Source organism: Pseudomonas sp. Tn43 (assembly GCF_014192635.1).
In the GTDB taxonomy this organism is placed as follows: Bacteria; Pseudomonadota; Gammaproteobacteria; order Pseudomonadales; family Pseudomonadaceae; genus Aquipseudomonas.
Window position 1 is genome coordinate 588,215 of record NZ_JACHYG010000004.1, and the last position, 17,420, is coordinate 605,634.

A 17,420-nucleotide genomic window follows, 5' to 3' on the forward strand; every position below is an offset into this window, starting at 1 on the left:
AATGACGTCGACGCAATGGCGCCGATCACATCTGACAGCAAAATCTGTTCCTTGCGCACTCTATGTTGCCTGTCGGGACGCCTTCGCGGGCAAGCCTCGCTCCTACAGATTGTGTGTCGCCTCAAAAATCCCGTAGGAGCGAGGCTTGCCCGCGAAGAAAGATAACGCGGTCCATCAGACGTACTGCGCGGCGGCGTATCCGGAAGCCCAGGCCCACTGGAAGTTGAAACCTCCCAAATGCCCGGTGACGTCGAGCACTTCACCGATGAAATACAGGCCCGGGCTTTTCAGCGATTCCATGGTCTTGGACGACACTTGGCGCGTGTCGACGCCACCCAAGGTCACTTCGGCGGTGCGGTAGCCTTCAGTGCCGGCTGGCACGACTTTCCAGTTCGCCAGTTTGTCGGCAATGCCCGCCAGTTCGGCGTGGGTGTACTGCTTCATTGGTTTGGAGACGAACCAGTTGTCCGCCAACAGGTTAGCCATCTTCTTGGTGAAGATTTCCCCGAGCAGGGTTTTCAACTCGCTATTGGGACGTTCGGCCTGCTGCTGTTGCAGCCAGGTCGGCACGTCGTGATCCGGCATCAGATTGATGTCCACCGTGTCCCCGGACTCCCAGAACGACGAAATTTGCAAGATCGCCGGTCCGCTGAGACCGCGGTGGGTGAACAGAATGTTTTCGCGAAAACTCTGGTCGTTGCAGCTCACCAGGCAATCCACCGACGTACCGGACAGCTCGGTGCAAAGCTCCTTGAGCTGATCGGTGATGGTGAATGGCACGAGGCCGGCGCGGGTCGGCAGCAAGTCGTGACCGAACTGTTTGGCCACTTGATAACCGAAACCGGTGGCGCCCAGGGTCGGAATCGACAAGCCGCCCGTGGCGATCACCAGGGATTCACAGGTGATCTGGCCCAGCGTGGTATCCAGCAGATAACCGCTTTCCAGCTTCTCGATGGTCTGAATCGAGGTGTCCAGGTGCAGGCTGACGCCGACCTGATCGCACTCGGCGAGCAGCATTTCGAGGATGTCGCTGGATTTGTTATCGCAGAACAACTGGCCGAGCTTCTTCTCGTGATACGGCACGCCATGTTTGGCGACCATGCCGATGAAATCCCACTGGGTGTAGCGCGCCAGGGCAGATTTGCAGAAGTGCTCGTTCTGCGAGAGAAAATTGCCCGGTTCGGTGTACATATTGGTGAAATTGCAGCGGCCACCGCCCGACATGAGGATTTTCTTGCCGGCCTTGTTCGCATGATCGAGCAACATCACCTGGCGCCCGCGCCCGGCGGCGGTCAGCGCACACATCAACCCTGCGGCGCCAGCGCCAATGATCACGACTTCGGTAGAGCGCAAAACGGTGTCCTCACACAATGATCGTTCCCACGCTCTGCGTGGGAACGCCGCCATGGACGCTCTGCGTCCGCCGTTGTGTGACGCGGAGCGTCACGGGATGCATTCCCGCGCAGAGCGTGGGAACGATCAGGTTAGAGAATACGCACGCGCAACGAGCGGCCTTTGATTTTGCCGTCGTTCAGGCGCTGCAAGGCTTGCTTGGCGATCCCGCGCTCTACGGCTACATAAGCCTGGAAGTCGAAAATCGCAATCTTGCCGACCTGGGCACCCGGGATGCCGGCATCGCCCGTCAGTGCGCCGAGAATATCGCCCGGACGTACTTTGTCTTTGCGGCCTGCGCCAATGCACAGCGTGCTCATCACCGGCAGCAGCGGCGCGCCACCCTGGGATTTGAGGTTGCTCAGTTGATCCCAGTTCAACGGCGATTTCTGCAGTTGCTCGATGGCCTGGGCGCGGTGCGCTTCGGAGGGGGCGACCAGGCTGATCGCGATGCCTTTCTCGCCCGCACGGCCGGTACGGCCGACACGGTGAATGTGGATTTCCGAGTCACGGGCCAGTTCGACGTTGATCACCATGTCCAGCATATCGATGTCCAGACCGCGCGCGGCGACGTCGGTGGCAACCAGAACCGACGTGCTGCGGTTGGCAAACATGGCCAATACCTGATCGCGGTCACGCTGTTCCAGATCACCCTGCAGACCGACGGCGGAGATGCCTTTGGAGGTCAAGTGATCAACGGTTTCCTGAACCTGCTGCTTGGTGAAGCAGAAGGCCACGCAGGACGCCGGACGGAAATGCGCGAGGACCTTGACCACCGCGTCCATACGCTCTTCCGGGGAGATCTCGTAGAAGCGCTGCTCGATCTGCGTATCGTCGTGGAACGCCTCGGCCTTCACGATCTGAGGGGTGCGCATGAATTTCGACGCCAGTTGCTTGATGCCCACCGGGTATGTGGCGGAGAACAGCAGGGTCTGGCGGCGTTCCGGGGTCTGGGCAATGATTTCTTCGATGGAATCGTAGAAACCCATGTCGAGCATGCGGTCGGCTTCGTCGAGGATCAGCGTGTTCAGGCCATGGAGCACCAGCGAACCCTTGCGCAGATGCTGCTGGATACGCCCCGGGGTGCCGACGATGATGTGCGCACCGTGCTCCAACGAGCCGATCTGCGGGCCGAAGGACACGCCGCCACACAGGGTCAGGACCTTGATGTTGTCTTCGGCACGGGCCAGACGCCGGATTTCCTTGGCGACCTGGTCAGCCAGTTCGCGAGTCGGGCAAATGACCAGCGCCTGGCAACCGAAGAAGCGCGGATTGATCGGGTTCAGCAGGCCGATACCGAAGGCGGCAGTCTTGCCGCTGCCAGTCTTGGCCTGGGCGATCAGGTCCATCCCCTTGAGGATCACCGGCAAGCTTTGCGCCTGGATCGGCGTCATCTGGGCATAACCGAGGGAGTCGAGGTTAGCCAGCATGGCGTCGGACAGCGGCAAAGTATTAAAAGCGGTGGCGATGGTGGTCACGGGACTGGCCTGCAAAACAAAATGTCGCGCAGTGTACCAGTCTCATGGCCATTCGCCCGAAGTTTCCGGACGAGAAGTCGTAGCAGCTGCCGAGGCACGAGGCTGCGTCGGGCTGCGAAGCGGCCCCCCGACGGCGGTCCTGCGGACACGCAACGCAGCCTCGTGCCTCGGCAGCTGCTACGGATCAGTGTTCTATATCGTGCTCGCGGCTGACCCTTCGTCGGCCATCCTTGGGTGAAAGCTGCGAGAAGATCGTTGCGGCCAGCATCGCCATGATTCCGACCGTCACAAATGTCAGCTGGAACGCGCCCAGAACCGTGTCCACGCCGTCATTGCCGATCTCTGCCGTGAAGCCACCGAGCAGGGCGCCGGCGCACGCCACACCGAGGCTCAGGGACAATTGCGCGACCACCGACAGCAAACTGTTGCCGCTGCTGGCGCTGGCGTCGTCGAGGTCGATCAGGGTGACGGTGTTCATCGCGGTGAACTGCAAGGAGTTGATCGCCCCCAGCACCGCCAACTGAGCCAGCAGCAACCAATACGGCGTCTGCGCAGTGACCAGGCCCATGCTGGCCAGCATGATCCCCAACGCCAGTGTGTTGCCAGTCAGCACACTGCGATAGCCGAAGCGTTCGATCAGCGGCCGCGCCACCGACTTGGCGACCATCGCCGCCGCTGCCAGGGGCAGCATGCTCATCCCGGCTTGTGACGGCGAATAACCCAGCGCCACTTGCAGCAGCAACGGCACCAGAAACGGCAGTGCGCCGCTACCCAGCCGAGCGAACAGGTTGCCCAGGATGCCCACGGCGAAGGTCCGGGTCTTGAACAGCGAGGGCGCAAACAGCGGATTGTCGATGTGCCCGGCCCGCAGCCAATACGCCGCCAGACAGGCCATGCCGCCAAACAGCAGCAACATGACCCGCAAGTGCGGCAGGTGCAGTTCGCCGAGGCCTTCCATGGCGATGGTAATCAGCACCATCGCCGCGCCGAACAGCAAAAAGCCCAGGCTGTCGAAGCGTGTGCGTTCGTTGCCGCGCAGGTCAGGAATGTATTTCCACACCGCGTAGCAACCGACGACGCCTACCGGCAGGTTGATCAGGAAGATCCAGTGCCAGGTCAGGTATTGCACCATCCAGCCGCCCATGGTCGGGCCGATCAGCGGGCCGAGCAGGCCGGGAATGGTGATGAACCCCATGATCCGCACCAGCTCCGAGCGCGGATACGCGCGCAGCACCACCAATCGACCGACCGGCAGCATCAACGCACCACCGAGGCCCTGAATCACCCGGGCGCCGATGAGCAGGCTCAACGTATTGGACAAGGCGCAGAGCAATGAGCCGAAGCTGAACAGGAGAATCGCGCCGAAGAAGATTTTCCGGGTGCCGAAGCGATCGGCGATCCAGCCGGAGGCGGGGATCAGTAAGGCGACGGTAAGCATGTAGGCGATGATGACGCCCTGCATGCGCAGCGGGTCTTCGGCCAGGTCCCCGGCCATCGCGGGGAGGGCGGTGTTGAGGATCGTCCCGTCGAGGGACTGCATGAAGAAGGCAATGGCCACAACCCAGGGTACCCAGCGGGCGGTGACGGCATCGAGAGGTGGGCGGTTGGGCATGGGACCTCTTGTGGGCGGAGATGATCGTTCCCACGCAGAGCGTGGGAACGATCTGTGTTACAGCGTCAACGTCAGTCGGCTGACGAGCGCACCGGGCAATAACGCCGAGGCAGTCGCCCGCTGACTGTAGGTGCTGGCCGAAAGCAGCAATTCACGCTCCTTGGTCAACGCTTCCAGCTGCGAACCGAGCAGGCTGTAGACGCTGTCGTCAAACCGCATGGTGCTCACCGGCGCCTGAATCTCGCCGTTCTCGACCCAGAAGGTCGCAAACCGGGTCATGCCGGTCAGGCGCGCCGCCGGTTGGTCCGAGTAGTTGAGGTACCACAGGTTGCTGATGTAAAGCCCGGTGCCGAGGCGCTTGAGGATGTCCGCCTGCGCAAGATTGCCGGCTTGCATGACCAGCGCCGTCGGGTATTCATGGCTGCTGGCGCCGTTGGCAATCAGGTCGTATTCGGCGGCGCTGCGGGAACTGATCAGTCGGGCATTGGCCATGCCTTTGGCGATCAATCCCAGATCATCGCGGGGATAACCTTCGTCGGAAAACGCCGGGCTCAATGAACCGCTGACTTGCTCGCTCAACCCTATGTCAGGGCTGAAACAGGCTTCGTTGGCGTAGAACTTCTGCAACGGGCTCTGCTTGCTGGCAATCGCCTGTGCCGAAAACCCGCCCCAGCTCAACATGCCCATGATTTCTTCCAGCGCTGCCGGCGCCAGGTAGGCGCGGTATTCGCCGGGCGGCAGCGTGCGCAACGGACGCCCCAGAAACGCCAATTGCTCGCGGGCCTGCTGGAAGCGTCTGGCAAAGCCTTCACTGTTCCAGTCGTGCCCGGCATAACTGGCTTTCACCGCCTGACCGTTTTCATGGAACAGGCTGAAATCGAAGTTGAAGCTGTTGGCCTGATGCCAGCCGAACGCGCCCGAAGAGCTGGCGAAACCGCGACTGATCGGCCCGGCGGCATAAAAGCCCACCAGATCCAGCCCCTCGGCAGCCTGGTTGATTTCAGCGACCACTTGCTCGGTGTCCGGCAGCGGATGCTCTTGCACGTTGTTGCTCTGCCAAACGTTCTGGTTAAGCAGCAGGTACGGATCCTGAGGCAACAGTGGCAGGGTTTCGCGCAACTGTTGCAGGCCTTCGGCCAGACGCTGAAGATCGACTTCGTGGTTTCCCGACAACGTGATATTCAAGTCGGCATGACGACCATCGTTAATCAGTTTGAACCCGACACTCGCCTGTTGTACCTGCCCGGCCTGACGGACCTTGGCGTGGTTGAAGCGCACGAAAGCCGAGGACTCGGCGGCGTAGCTGAGGGTGAATTGCTCCGGCGTGCGCAGCGCATCGCGCAGCCAGTTGACCAGCTCCTTGAATGACTCGGCCTGGCTATTTACAGGGCGCGTGGATGTACTCATCAGGCATCTCCCCCAAACACATCAACATGGCTGAACACACAGGCCGGTGACGCATGGCCGACGCGGATCACCTGGTTCGGTTCGCCCTTGCCGCAATTCGGCGTGCCCAACACTTTGACGGTGTCGGCATCGCCGACGGCGCTGAGGCTTTTCCAGAATTGGGCGGAAATCGCCCGGTAGTTCGGGTTCTTCACCACACCCTTGAGCTCGCCGTTTTCGATCAACTGGCCCCATTCGCAGCCGAACTGGAATTTGTTGCGCGCATCATCAATGGACCATGAACGGTTGGTGCTCATCAAAATGCCATGCTCGATGTTGCCGATCAGCTGTTCCAACGGTTGATCGCCGGGCTCGATGTTGAGGTTGGCCATGCGGTCGATCGGCGGACGGTTCCAGCCACACGCACGACTGTTGGCAACGCCATCCATGCCGGCACGAAATTGCGACAACGCACCGCCCAATGGCCGCAGCAGCAAACCTTCCTTGATCAGAAATTGCTTGCTGGCGGCGCTGCCGTCGTCGTCATGGCCGTAGCTGGCGAGTTGCTCGGGGATGTCCGGGTCGAACGTCACGTTGAGCAGTTCGGAGCCGTATTGCAGGCTGCCGAAGTCTTCTGCCTTGACGAAACTGGTGCCGGCATAGTTGCGCTCATCGCCCAGGATGCGGTCCAGTTCCAGCGGGTGACCGATGGACTCGTGGATCTGCAGCATCATTTGATCGGGCATCAGCAACAAATCGCGCGGGCCTTGCGGGGTGTTCGGCGCCAGCAGCAATTGCAGCGCCTGATCGGCGACTTTCGGGCCGGCACCGATCAGGCCGCAACGGCTGATCACATCAAAGCCGCCCTGCTGGCCGAAGTTCTCGCGGCCCAGGCTACGGGTCTGGCTGTCGCTGCCGTCGTAGGCGGTGACGTCCAGGCTGGGGTAGACGAAACGCTGGGCCTGACGCAACTCGGCACCGGCGCTGTTGAGGTAGATTTGCTCGACGTTGGTGATGCCGATGCTCGCCTGCCAGTTGACCAGTCGCTCGTCTTTGGGCACAGCGGCAGATTCGGCGCCGAGCAGTTGGTAGCAATCGCTCAGGGACGGAAAGGGCTGGTCGAAGTTGGGCGAGAAATAGTCGGCGCGGTCGCTGGAGACGGCTTGCTCGCGCAGGTCGAGCAGGGCATGAGGCTTGAGTCGACGGGCTTGTTGCTCGGCTTTATCCAGCGCGGCTTGCAGGCCGGATTGGCTCAGGTCGTTGGTCGCGGCATAGGCTTCGATGCCGTTGACCCGAACGGTCAGCATCGCGCCTTCATCACGGCTCAGGCTTGGCGGTTCGGCGACGTTCTTGCGCACCGACAGGTACTGGCCGGACTCGCGCACATAACGTAGCGAAAAGAATTCAGCGCCCGTGCGCAAGGCAGCAAAACGCTGCTTGAGCTGGGGGTGGAAATCGAACATTCGGGGACCTCCTTGGCATGGAGTTGCGATGCATCGGTATTGCGAGGGGATGAAACGTTTGCGTGGCGCTAGATTAGGCCTGGGTGGGGGGTAGGATCAAGGGCGTTGCGGTGTGGGGAGGGATTGCAAGGATGTGTCAGGTCGAGAGGTGTTGACTGGTCGGGCCCCATCGCGGGCAAGCCCGCTCCCACAGGGATCCAGGTAGATCACACATTTGCAATCCAACCCGAAAACTTGTGGGAGCGAGCCTGCTCGCGATGGCTGCACCACGGTGCAGCGATTACTGCGCGGTAGGGCTCACATCCCGCAACGGTTTGCCACGCACCGGTGCATCACCGGCCACGTAGTAAGCAGCCTTGCTGCGCGGCAATGGCTTGCGACCGCGGATCTTGTCGGCGATTTTCTCGGCCATCATGATCGTTGGCGCGTTCAGGTTGCCGGTGGTGATGATCGGCATGATCGAGGCATCGACCACGCGCAGGGCCTGCATGCCATGCACACGACCTTCGCCATCGACCACGGCCATCTCGTCGGTGCCCATCTTGCAGGAGCAGGACGGGTGGAACGCGGTTTCGGCGTGTTCGCGAATGAACTTGTCCAGCTGCTCGTCGGTTTGCACCTCGATGCCCGGGCTGATTTCGCGGCCACGGAAGGCGTCCAGCGCTGGTTGCTGCATGATCTCGCGGGTCAGGCGGATGCCATCGCGAAATTCCTGCCAGTCCTGCTCGGTGGCCATGTAGTTGAACAGGATGCTCGGGTACTCGCGCGGATCCTTGGACTTGGCCTGGATGCGACCACGGCTTGGCGAACGCATGGAGCCCATGTGCGCCTGGAAACCGTGCTCTTTCACACCGTTGCTGCCGTTGTAGTTAATCGCCACCGGCAGGAAGTGGTACTGAATGTTCGGCCACTCGAATTCCGGACGGGTGCGGATGAAGCCGCCGGCTTCGAACTGGTTGCTGGCGCCGATGCCAGTGCCGTTGAACAGCCACTCGGCACCGATGGCCGGCTGGTTGTGCAGCAGCAGCGAGGGGTACAGCGAGACCGGTTGGGTGCAGGCATATTGCAGGTACAGCTCAAGGTGATCCTGCAGGTTTTCACCGACGCCTGGCAGGTCATGGACCACCGGGATGTCGAGTTTCTTCAGCAGTTCGGCCGGGCCGACGCCGGAGCGTTGCAGGATCTGCGGCGAAGCGATGGCGCCGGAGCACAGCAGCACTTCCTTGCGCGCGCGGGCTTCAATGCGCTCTTCAGCGGCGCCGATCAGGTAACGCACGCCGACCGCACGCTTGCCTTCGAACAGAATCTTGTCGGTCAGGGCGTGGGTGACGATGGTCAGGGTCGAACGCTTCTTGGCGATGTCCAGGTAACCGCGCGCGGTACTAGAGCGACGGCCGTTCGGCGTCACGGTGCGATCCATCGGGCCGAAACCTTCTTGCTGGTAGCCGTTCAAGTCTTCGGTGCGCGGATAACCGGCTTGCACGCCTGCTTCAACCATCGCGGCGAACAGCGGATTGTTGCCGGCTTTTGGCGTGGTCACGCTAACCGGACCGTCACCACCGTGGTAGTCGTTCGGGCCGATGTCGCGGGTTTCCGCCTTGCGGAAATACGGCAGGCAGTCGAGGTAGGTCCAGTCTTCCAGGCCGGGCAGCTTCGACCAGTTGTCGTAGTCCATCGCGTTGCCGCGGATGTAGCACATGCCGTTGATCAGCGAAGAACCGCCCAAGCCCTTGCCGCGACCGCATTCCATCCGGCGACCGTCCATGTGTGGCTCTGGATCGGTTTCATAGGCCCAGTTGTAGCGACGACCTTGCAGCGGGAACGCCAGGGCGGCCGGCATTTGCGTGCGGAAATCCAGACGGTAATCCGGGCCGCCCGCTTCGAGCAGCAGGACGGTGACGCCTTCGTCTTCAGTCAGACGGGTGGCAAGTGTGTTACCTGCGGAACCGGCCCCTATGATGATGTAGTCGTATTCTGTAGTCATGTGTTCTCCTGGGGGAGCTGCAAGCCACAAGCTTCAAGCTGCAAGGAAAAGCAGCGAGCGGTGTCTCTGAAATCGGGTGGTGCGGCAAACGCAAACTGCTTTTACTTGCAGCTTGAAGCTTGCCGCTTGTAGCTGGATCAGCTAATCAAAATACCGAAACGTACTCACCCAGTTCGACTTGCACGGACTTGATGCGCGTGAAGTTATTGAGAGAGCTGATCCCGTTCTCACGGCCCACGCCCGACTGCTTGTAGCCGCCGACCGGCATCTTGGCGTCGGACTCGCCCCAGGCGTTGATCCAGCAGATACCGGCTTCCAGTTGATGGATCACACGGTGAGCGCGGTTCAAGTCTTTGGTGACGACGCCAGCGGCCAGGCCGAACTCGGTGTCGTTGGCGCGACGGATCACTTCTTCTTCGGTTTCGTAGGTCAGGATGCTCATCACCGGGCCGAAGATTTCTTCGCGAACGATGGTCATCTCGTCGGTGCAATCGGTGAACACGGTCGGAGCCACGAACGCGCCTTTGGCGAATTCGCCGTCGGTCAGACGGCTGCCGCCGCACAACACGCGGGCGCCTTCTTCCTTACCTTTGGCGATGTAGCCCAGCACGCTTTCCATGTGGGCGAAGCTGACCAGCGGACCGAAGTTGGTGCTCTCGTCTTCCGGGTTGCCGACTCGAATGCGCGCAACGCGCTCAACGATCTTGGCTTCGAACGCGGCTTTCAGGTGGCTCGGCACGAACACGCGAGTGCCGTTGGTGCAGACCTGACCGGAGCTGTAGAAGTTGGCCATCATCGCGGTGTCGGCGGCGCGATCGAGGTCGGCGTCGTCGAAGATGATCAGCGGGGATTTGCCACCCAGTTCCATGGTCACGTCTTTGAGCGACGAAGCGGAAGCGCTGGCCATGACCTTCTTGCCGGTGTCGGTGCCGCCGGTGAAGGAGATTTTTTCGATGCGTGGGTGTTCGGTCAGCCAGGTGCCGACTTCACGACCGCTGCCGGTCAGAACGTTGAACACACCGGCTGGCAGGCCAGCTTCGGTATAGATCTCGGCCAGTTTCAGGGTAGTCAGGGAAGTGACTTCGCTCGGCTTGAAGATCATCGCGTTACCCGCCGCCAGGGCCGGTGCGGATTTCCACAAAGCGATCTGGATCGGGTAGTTCCATGCGCCGATACCGGCCACGACGCCCAGTGGCTCGCGACGGGTGTAGACGAAAGAGGTGGTGCGCAGCGGAATCTGCTCGCCTTCGATGGCTGGCACCAGGCCTGCGTAGTACTCCAGCACGTCAGCGCCGGTGACGATGTCGACGTAACGGGTTTCGGAGTACGCCTTGCCGGTGTCCAGGGTTTCCAGGGCGGCCAGTTCATCGTTGCGCTCGCGCAGGATGTCGACGGCACGACGCAGGATGCGCGAACGCTCCATGGCGGTCATTGCAGCCCAGATTTTCTGACCCTTTTCGGCGCTGACCACAGCGCGCTCAACGTCTGACTGGGTTGCACGCTGTACGGTTGCGAGGACTTCACCGTTAGCCGGGTTAATGGCTTCGAAGGTGGCGTCGCTGCTGGCGTCACTGTAGCCGCCATCGATGTAGAGTTTTTGCAGTTCGAAACGGGCCATAAAGTCCTCGCAAGTGCATAAGTGGTTGGCGTTGGCCACCGGGCGAGCCGTGTAGCAGTGGCGTCGCGGTCGGTAGCGGTTCAGGTGCTGAGCGGTTCTGTGTGCTCTAACTCACCTGTTTGGCCAGTTGGAAATCCATGTATTCGTAAGCGATCTGGTGCGCCTGCCCGGTGTCGAAAGCATCTCCCGACAACGCGCCGCGCAACCACAAACCGTCGATGAGAGCTGCCAGACCTCGAGCTGCACTGCGCGCATCATCGAGCGGCAATACACGGCGGAACTGGCAGCACAGGTTTGAATACAGACGGTGATCGTTGATCCGCTGCAACCTGTGCAATGACGGGTGGTGCATGCTGGTGGCCCAGAAGGCCAGCCAGGTTTTCATTGCCGGCCCACTGACCTGGCTGGCGTCGAAGTTGCCTTCGATGATCACTTGGAGGTGCGCCCGTGGGCTGTTGTCCTCCAGCGCCTGACGGCGCGCGGTGACGTTCTCGCTGAGGACGCTCATCAGATACTGCGCCGTGGCGGCGATCAGGCCGTTTTTGTCCTGAAAGTAGTGACTGATGATGCCATTCGAGACACCGGCCAAACGGGCGATCAGCGCAATGCTGGCGTCCCCCATGCCGACCTGATCGACCGCCTGTAACGTGGCTTCGATCAATTGCTGGCGGCGGATGGGTTGCATACCGACCTTGGGCATCTTGCACATCTCCTTAGGCCTTCCCGTAGACGAAAAACGGCTACCGGGTTGTGGGCCAGTCTATTTTGTTTTGATTGAACGTTCAATCAACAAAGAATAAGATCTGCGACAAATCGTCGCTACCTACAGGTTTTTCCTACGTGTAGTTGGCGGAAAAACGACATCCCAAAATGCTCGAAACCCACACGCGCAGGCGTTCCAAGGGTTTCGGGCTTTTTTCGGGGTGTCTTTATATCACCCGCCGGTCGGCTGCCAACTAACCGATTGGTCGGGTAACGCGTTGCCTTGTGTCCTTCTCTCGCACTGCCTGGAGCATCTGTGCCATGAGTTCTGCCTCTCTAATAAAGACCCCACCCGAGAAGGTGACGGTCAACGGTTGGGTGTTTTACACCTCTACCGTGTTGATTCTGCTGTTGACCGCCATTCTGATCATCGCCCCGCAAGAGGCCGGCAGAATGCTCGGCATTGCCCAGGCCTGGTTGTCCCGCAGCTTCGGCTGGTACTACATGGTGGTGATCGCCGCTTATCTGGTTTTTGTGGTGGGCCTGGCGTTTTCGTCCTACGGCAAACTCAAACTGGGCAGCAAGGACGATACCCCGGATTTCAGCTACGGCGCCTGGGCGGGGATGTTGTTCTCGTCGGGTATCGGCATCTCGTTGTTGTACTTCGGTGCATCCGAGCCGCTGGACCACTACTTCAATCCGCCGGAAGGCGTGGCCGGCAGCAATCTCGCGGCTCGTCAGGCGGTGCAATTGACGTTCCTGCATTGGGGCCTGCATGGCTGGGCAATCTACGCACTGGTCGGCCTGGCCGTGGCGTACTTCGCTTACCGTCATAACCAGCCGCTGGCGTTGCGGTCGGCGCTGTATCCGCTGGTCGGCGAGCGTTGGGTCAAAGGTGCGGCCGGTCATGCGGTGGACGGTTTCGGCATGTTCGTGACCCTGCTGGGGCTGGTGACGAACCTGGGGATTGGTTCGCTGCAAGTGTCGTCGGGGCTGGAAAACCTGTTCGGCATGGAACACAGCAACACCAACCTGCTGATCGTGATTATCGTGATGAGCACCGTGGCGACCATCGCCGCGGTGTCTGGCGTGGAAAACGGTATTCGCCGCCTGTCCAACCTGAACATCGTGCTGTTCAGCGGTCTGCTGATTTTCGTGCTGCTGTTCGGCCCGACCTTGCACCTGCTCAACGGCTTCGTGCAGAACATCGGCGACTACCTGAACGGTGTGGTGCTCAAGACGTTCGACCTCTATGTGTATGAAGGCGACAGTGAGAAGTCCGACCGCTGGTTGGGCCTGTGGACTCTGTTCTACTGGGCCTGGTGGATTTCCTGGGCACCGTTCGTAGGCATGTTCATCGCGCGTATTTCCCGTGGTCGCACGGTGCGTGAACTGGTGGCCGGCGTGTTGCTGATTCCGCTGGGTTTCACCCTGGCATGGCTGTCGATCTTCGGTAACTCGGCCCTGGACCTGGTGATGAACCATGGGGCGGTGGAGCTTGGGAAGACGGCACTGGAACAGCCGTCAATGGCGATCTACCAGTTACTTGAGCATTACCCGGCGTCGAAGATCGTGATCGGCGTGTCGATTTTTGTCGGCTTCGTGCTGTTCCTGACCCCGGCGGATTCCGGCGCGGTGATGATGGCCAACCTTTCCTGCAAGGGCGGTAACGTTGATGAAGACGCGCCGCACTGGCTACGGATTTTCTGGTCGGCGGTGATTACCCTGGTGACCATCGGTCTGTTGTTCGCCGGTAACTTCGAAGCCATGCAAACCATGGTGGTGCTGGCCGGTCTGCCGTTCTCCGTAGTGCTGGTGTTCTTCATGTTCGGCTTGCACAAGGCCATGCGCCAGGACGTGCAAATCGAACAGGAGCAAGCGCAACTGGCGGCGCGTGGTCGTCGTGGTTTCAGCGAGCGTCTGACCCAGCTGGACCTGCAACCGAACCAGTCGATCGTTCAGCGTTTCATGGACAAGCGCGTCAGCCCGGCGCTGGAAGACGCGGCTGTGCAATTGCGTGCTCAGGGCCTGGATGTGCAGACGTTGCTGGGCAAGGCCAAGCGCTGCATGGGCGTGCGGATCGAGATGGAAGAGGGTAACCCTTTTGTCTACGAAGTGAGCCTGGACGGTTACCTGGCGGCAGCGAGTGACACGGTGTCTGCTGAAAGCGCCGATGAACCGCGCGCACGTTACTACCGCGCCGAGGTGTACCTGCACAACGGCAGCCAGGATTACGACCTGATGGGCTTCACTCAGGATCAGATCACCCGTGATGTGCTCGATCAGTTTGAAAGCCATCGGCAACTGCTTGGCCGGGTTTATAGCTGAGGTTTGAGGAGATGCGGTGCAGTGAATGCGCCGCAGCTCCATTGTGGCGAGGGGGCTTGCCCCCGTTCGGCTGCGAAGCAGTCGTAAACCCGGCCAGCGCGATCTTTCTGAATACCTCGGTGTCTGGTTTTGGGGCCGCTGCGCGACCCAACGGGGGCAAGCCCCCTCGCCACAGGGGGGGCGTTTACAACCAAATATCTGCACAAACAAAAACGCCGCGATCTCTCGCGGCGTTTTTGTGTCTGTTGCTTTTTACCCCAGGTTCTTGCCGAGCAGCGCGTGGTACAGCTCGCTGTCGCCGAGAATCCCGACAACCTTGTTGTTGTCGTGCAGCACCAGCTTGTTACCAGTCTGGTAACGAATCTGCAGCGCATCGCGCATACCGATGCTGGAATCCACCAACGTTGGGCGACGCCCCAGACCTTCAACCGCTTGCCCCGGTATCCAGTTCTGCAGGTCCAGGCTCGAACCGTTCTGGCGTGCGCCTTTGATGGTGTTGCCTTCGGCCAGGTCCAGCCACGAATCGCCGCCCGGATCCAGGCACACCGAACCGTTGATGCGTTTGCAGTTGTCCAGGGTGCGCATCAGGCTGCGACCGCACAATACGTTCAACGGATTGGTGTGGGCGACGAAGGTACGCACGTAATCGTCCGCAGGGTTGAGGACGATTTCTTCCGGCTTGCTGTACTGGATGATCCGGCCGTCTTTCATGATGGCGATACGGCTGCCCAGCTTCAGGGCTTCATCGAGGTCGTGGCTCACGAAAACGATGGTCTTGCTCAGTTTGCGTTGCAGTTCCAGCAGTTCGTCTTGCAGGCCTTGGCGAATCAGCGGGTCGAGGGCCGAGAACGGTTCGTCCATCAGCAGAATGTCGGCGTCCATCGCCAGCGCTCGGGCCAGGCCGACACGCTGTTGCATACCGCCGGAAAGCTCATCGGGTTTTTTGTTGCGCCACTGGGTCAGGCCCACCAGCTCAAGCTTCTCGTCCACCAGTTTGCGACGTTCTTTCTCGGGGCGACCCTGCATTTCCAGGCCGAAGCTGATGTTCTCGCGCACCGTCAGCCAAGGCATCAGGGCGAACTTCTGGAACACCATCGCGATGCGTTTGGTGCGCATCATTTTCAGTTCCGCCGGCGTGCAGGAGGCAATGTCGATCTGCTTGCCTTCATGCTCGACGAACAATTTGCCACGGCTGACGGTGTTGAGGCCGTTGATGCAGCGCAACAGGCTGGATTTACCTGAGCCAGACAGGCCCATCAGCACGCAGATTTCGCCTTTTTCGATGTCCAGGCTGGCCTTTTCGACACCGACGATTTGCCCGGTCTTTTTCAGGATCTCATTGCGCGTCATGCCCTCGTCGAGGAGCTTGAGCGCGGCGCGCGGGTCTTTGGAGAAGATCACGTCCACGTCTTCAAAGCGAATAATGCTCATGCGTCACCCCCTACTTTGGCTTCGGGTTGTTTGCAGATACGGTCGAGCATGATCGCCAGCAGTACGATCGCCAGGCCTGCTTCGAAGCCCAGTGCGATATCAGCAGTGTTCAGTGCGTTGACCACGGGTTTGCCCAGGCCGTCGGCGCCCACCAGTGCCGCAATCACCACCATCGACAACGACAGCATGATGCACTGGGTGATACCGGCCGCGATGCTTGGCATGGCGTGGGGCAGTTCGATTCGCGAGAGCAGCTGACGGCGCGAGCAGCCAAAGGCCTTGCCGGCGTCCATCAGTTCTTGCGGCACATCGCGGATGCCCAGGTAGGTCAGGCGGATGGGCGCGGCAATCGCGAACACCACCGTCGAAATCAGACCCGGGACCACACCCAGACCGAAGAGGGTCAGGGTAGGAATGAGGTACACGAAAGTCGGCACGGTCTGCATCAGATCGAGCACCGGCCGCATCATTGTATAGAACATCGGTTTGTGCGCGGCGACGATGCCCAACGGCACGCCGATCAGCACGCACACCATGGTCGCGAACAACACCTGGGCGAGGGTTTCCATGGTTTCCTGCCAATACCCCAGATTGAGGATCAGCAGAAAAGAGGCGACGACGAAAGCGGTCAGGCCCCATTTGCGTTGAATGAAGTGCGCCAGTAGCGCGATGAGGCCGATCAATGCCAGCGGGTTGAACCAGGTCAGCGCAAAAGTCACGCCGTGGATCATCGTTTCCAGAGACACGGCGATTGCGTCGAAGGTGTTGGCGCCGTGTTGCGTCAACCATTCAACGAAGCCCGCGATGTACTGGCCTAAAGGTATTTTCTGATCAATCAGCATGGTAGTGAACGTCCGCATGCAAGGAAATAAACAGCCCGGACAGCCGAAGCCGTCCGGCGTAAGCGATGCTCCCTAAATCAAGGCTGCGCGAGCTTGGCTTTCACGGCCTCCAGGCCTGGTTTACCGTCAATGGTGGTCACGCCAGCGAGCCAGGTATCGAGCACCTGTGGATTCTTTTTCAGCCAGGCCTTGGCGGCCGCGTCAGGCTTCATTTTGTCGTCCAGGACATTGCCCATCAGTGTGCTTTCCATGTCGAGGGTGAACACCAGGTTCTTCAGCAACTGACCCACGTTGCTGCATTCCTGCGTGTAACCCTTGCGGGTGTTGGTGTAGATGGTCGCCTGGCCGAAATTCGGGCCGAAGTATTCGTCGCCGCCGGTCAGGTACTTCATCTTGAATCGAGTGTTCATCGGGTGCGGTTCCCAGCCCAGGAACACCACGGCGGTGTTGCGGCGCTCGGCGCGATCGACTTGCGAGAGCATGCCTGCCTCGCTGGACTCGACCACCTTGAAGCCGGCGTCCTTGAGGCCGAAGGCGTTCTTGTCGATCATGCTCTGGATCAGGCGGTTGCCGTCGTTACCCGGTTCGATGCCATAGATCTTGCCGTCGAGTTCTTTCTTGAACTTGGCGATGTCGGCGAAATCTTTCAGACCTTTGTTATACAACTCTTCGGGGACGGCGAGTGTGTATTTTGCGTTTTCCAGATTAGCGCGCACCGTCTCGACGGTGCCGGCATCGCGGTAGGCCTTGATGTCGTTTTCCATGGTCGGCATCCAGTTACCGAGGAACACGTCCATGTTCTTGCCGTCGGCCAGCGACTTGTAGGTCACCGGCACGGAAATCATCGTGGTCTTGGTCTTGTAGCCCAAGGCGTCGAGAACGACGCTGGTGGTGGCGGTAGTGACGGTAATGTCCGTCCAGCCGACATCGGAGAAGTTTACGGTGTTGCATTGGGCCGGTTCTGCGGCTTGAGCCAGGAACGGCATACTCAGCATGGCGGCCAACAACAACGACGGGGAACCTTTCATAAGGGGCGACTCCTTGGTGTTTTTTTTGGCAGTGTTCCGACTGGACCACCGCACTTATCTGTTGCGGTTGGATGGCGTTTTGGAGACATCTCTACCACGGCGCCTTGCAATCGAGTCGATACGATCATGTACCAGTGAAAATCTGACGCCTACAGG

The 17,420-nt window shown here is 60.3% G+C and carries 12 protein-coding genes; 1 reads left to right on the forward strand and 11 read right to left on the reverse strand.

Annotated elements, in window-relative coordinates; genetic code table 11:
• Positions 1 to 174: 174 nt before the first annotated feature.
• From FHW68_RS14420 to betI, 8 genes are all read right to left on the reverse strand, one after another.
• On the reverse strand, positions 175 to 1,353 hold the full coding sequence (locus tag FHW68_RS14420; protein ID WP_183680953.1) for an NAD(P)/FAD-dependent oxidoreductase: 1,179 nt from the start codon (positions 1,351 to 1,353) through the stop codon (positions 175 to 177).
• Positions 1,354 to 1,484: 131 nt separating this feature from the next.
• The gene (gene dbpA / locus FHW68_RS14425; RefSeq protein ID WP_256582882.1) at positions 1,485 to 2,822 is read right to left on the reverse strand and encodes an ATP-dependent RNA helicase DbpA; all 1,338 of its coding nucleotides are present in this window, start codon (positions 2,820 to 2,822) and stop codon (positions 1,485 to 1,487) included.
• Between the two features lie 232 nt (positions 2,823 to 3,054).
• Positions 3,055 to 4,482 carry a multidrug transporter subunit MdtD gene (gene mdtD, locus FHW68_RS14430; RefSeq protein ID WP_183680955.1) on the reverse strand — a complete coding sequence of 476 codons (1,428 nt, stop codon included), beginning with the start codon at positions 4,480 to 4,482 and terminating at the stop codon, positions 3,055 to 3,057.
• A gap of 57 nt (positions 4,483 to 4,539) precedes the next feature.
• The gene (locus tag FHW68_RS14435; protein WP_095633704.1) at positions 4,540 to 5,889 is read right to left on the reverse strand and encodes a TldD/PmbA family protein; all 1,350 of its coding nucleotides are present in this window, start codon (positions 5,887 to 5,889) and stop codon (positions 4,540 to 4,542) included.
• Positions 5,889 to 7,331, reverse strand: coding sequence for a TldD/PmbA family protein (locus tag FHW68_RS14440; protein WP_183680957.1), 1,443 nt, complete (start codon positions 7,329 to 7,331; stop codon positions 5,889 to 5,891). The genes FHW68_RS14435 and FHW68_RS14440 overlap by 1 nt, the downstream gene beginning before the upstream one ends.
• Positions 7,332 to 7,611: 280 nt before the next feature.
• Positions 7,612 to 9,315 (reverse strand): choline dehydrogenase, encoded by a 1,704-nt coding sequence (betA, locus tag FHW68_RS14445; protein WP_095633702.1) that lies wholly within the window; start codon positions 9,313 to 9,315, stop codon positions 7,612 to 7,614.
• A 145-nt stretch (positions 9,316 to 9,460) separates the two neighbouring features.
• Positions 9,461 to 10,933 carry a betaine-aldehyde dehydrogenase gene (gene betB, locus FHW68_RS14450; RefSeq protein ID WP_095633701.1) on the reverse strand — a complete coding sequence of 491 codons (1,473 nt, stop codon included), beginning with the start codon at positions 10,931 to 10,933 and terminating at the stop codon, positions 9,461 to 9,463.
• Positions 10,934 to 11,039: 106 nt separating this feature from the next.
• Positions 11,040 to 11,633, reverse strand: a complete 594-nt coding sequence (betI, locus tag FHW68_RS14455) for a transcriptional regulator BetI (protein ID WP_095633700.1) — start codon at positions 11,631 to 11,633, stop codon at positions 11,040 to 11,042.
• A 380-nt stretch (positions 11,634 to 12,013) separates the two neighbouring features.
• On the opposite strand from betI, the gene FHW68_RS14460 reads away from it, so the two are divergent.
• Positions 12,014 to 13,963 (forward strand): BCCT family transporter, encoded by a 1,950-nt coding sequence (locus FHW68_RS14460; RefSeq protein WP_256582881.1) that lies wholly within the window; start codon positions 12,014 to 12,016, stop codon positions 13,961 to 13,963.
• 252 nt (positions 13,964 to 14,215) lie between these two features.
• On the opposite strand, the gene choV is transcribed toward FHW68_RS14460, so the two are convergent.
• The 3 genes from choV to FHW68_RS14475 all read right to left on the reverse strand — a co-directional run bounded on the left by choV (position 14,216) and on the right by FHW68_RS14475 (position 17,264).
• A complete protein-coding gene (gene choV, locus FHW68_RS14465) occupies positions 14,216 to 15,394 on the reverse strand; it encodes a choline ABC transporter ATP-binding protein (protein WP_095633698.1) in 1,179 nt (392 codons plus the stop codon).
• A complete protein-coding gene (choW, locus tag FHW68_RS14470; protein WP_095633697.1) occupies positions 15,391 to 16,236 on the reverse strand; it encodes a choline ABC transporter permease subunit in 846 nt (281 codons plus the stop codon). Before choW ends, choV begins: the two co-directional genes overlap by 4 nt.
• A gap of 77 nt (positions 16,237 to 16,313) precedes the next feature.
• Positions 16,314 to 17,264: a choline ABC transporter substrate-binding protein gene (locus tag FHW68_RS14475; protein ID WP_095633696.1), complete on the reverse strand. Its 951-nt coding sequence runs from the start codon at positions 17,262 to 17,264 to the stop codon at positions 16,314 to 16,316.
• Positions 17,265 to 17,420 lie beyond the last annotated feature (156 nt).

Excerpts from the sequence above, each read along its gene's own strand:
- dbpA (WP_256582882.1), bottom strand. The coding sequence starts at position 2,822 with ATGCTGGCTAACCTCGACTCCCTCGGTTATGCCCAGATGACGCCGATC.
- mdtD (WP_183680955.1), bottom strand. The coding sequence starts at position 4,482 with ATGCCCAACCGCCCACCTCTCGATGCCGTCACCGCCCGCTGGGTACCC.
- FHW68_RS14435 (WP_095633704.1), bottom strand. The coding sequence starts at position 5,889 with ATGAGTACATCCACGCGCCCTGTAAATAGCCAGGCCGAGTCATTCAAG.
- FHW68_RS14440 (WP_183680957.1), bottom strand. The coding sequence starts at position 7,331 with ATGTTCGATTTCCACCCCCAGCTCAAGCAGCGTTTTGCTGCCTTGCGC.
- betA (WP_095633702.1), bottom strand. The coding sequence starts at position 9,315 with ATGACTACAGAATACGACTACATCATCATAGGGGCCGGTTCCGCAGGT.
- betB (WP_095633701.1), bottom strand. The coding sequence starts at position 10,933 with ATGGCCCGTTTCGAACTGCAAAAACTCTACATCGATGGCGGCTACAGT.
- betI (WP_095633700.1), bottom strand. The coding sequence starts at position 11,633 with ATGCCCAAGGTCGGTATGCAACCCATCCGCCGCCAGCAATTGATCGAA.
- choV (WP_095633698.1), bottom strand. The coding sequence starts at position 15,394 with ATGAGCATTATTCGCTTTGAAGACGTGGACGTGATCTTCTCCAAAGAC.
- choW (WP_095633697.1), bottom strand. The coding sequence starts at position 16,236 with ATGCTGATTGATCAGAAAATACCTTTAGGCCAGTACATCGCGGGCTTC.
- FHW68_RS14475 (WP_095633696.1), bottom strand. The coding sequence starts at position 17,264 with ATGAAAGGTTCCCCGTCGTTGTTGTTGGCCGCCATGCTGAGTATGCCG.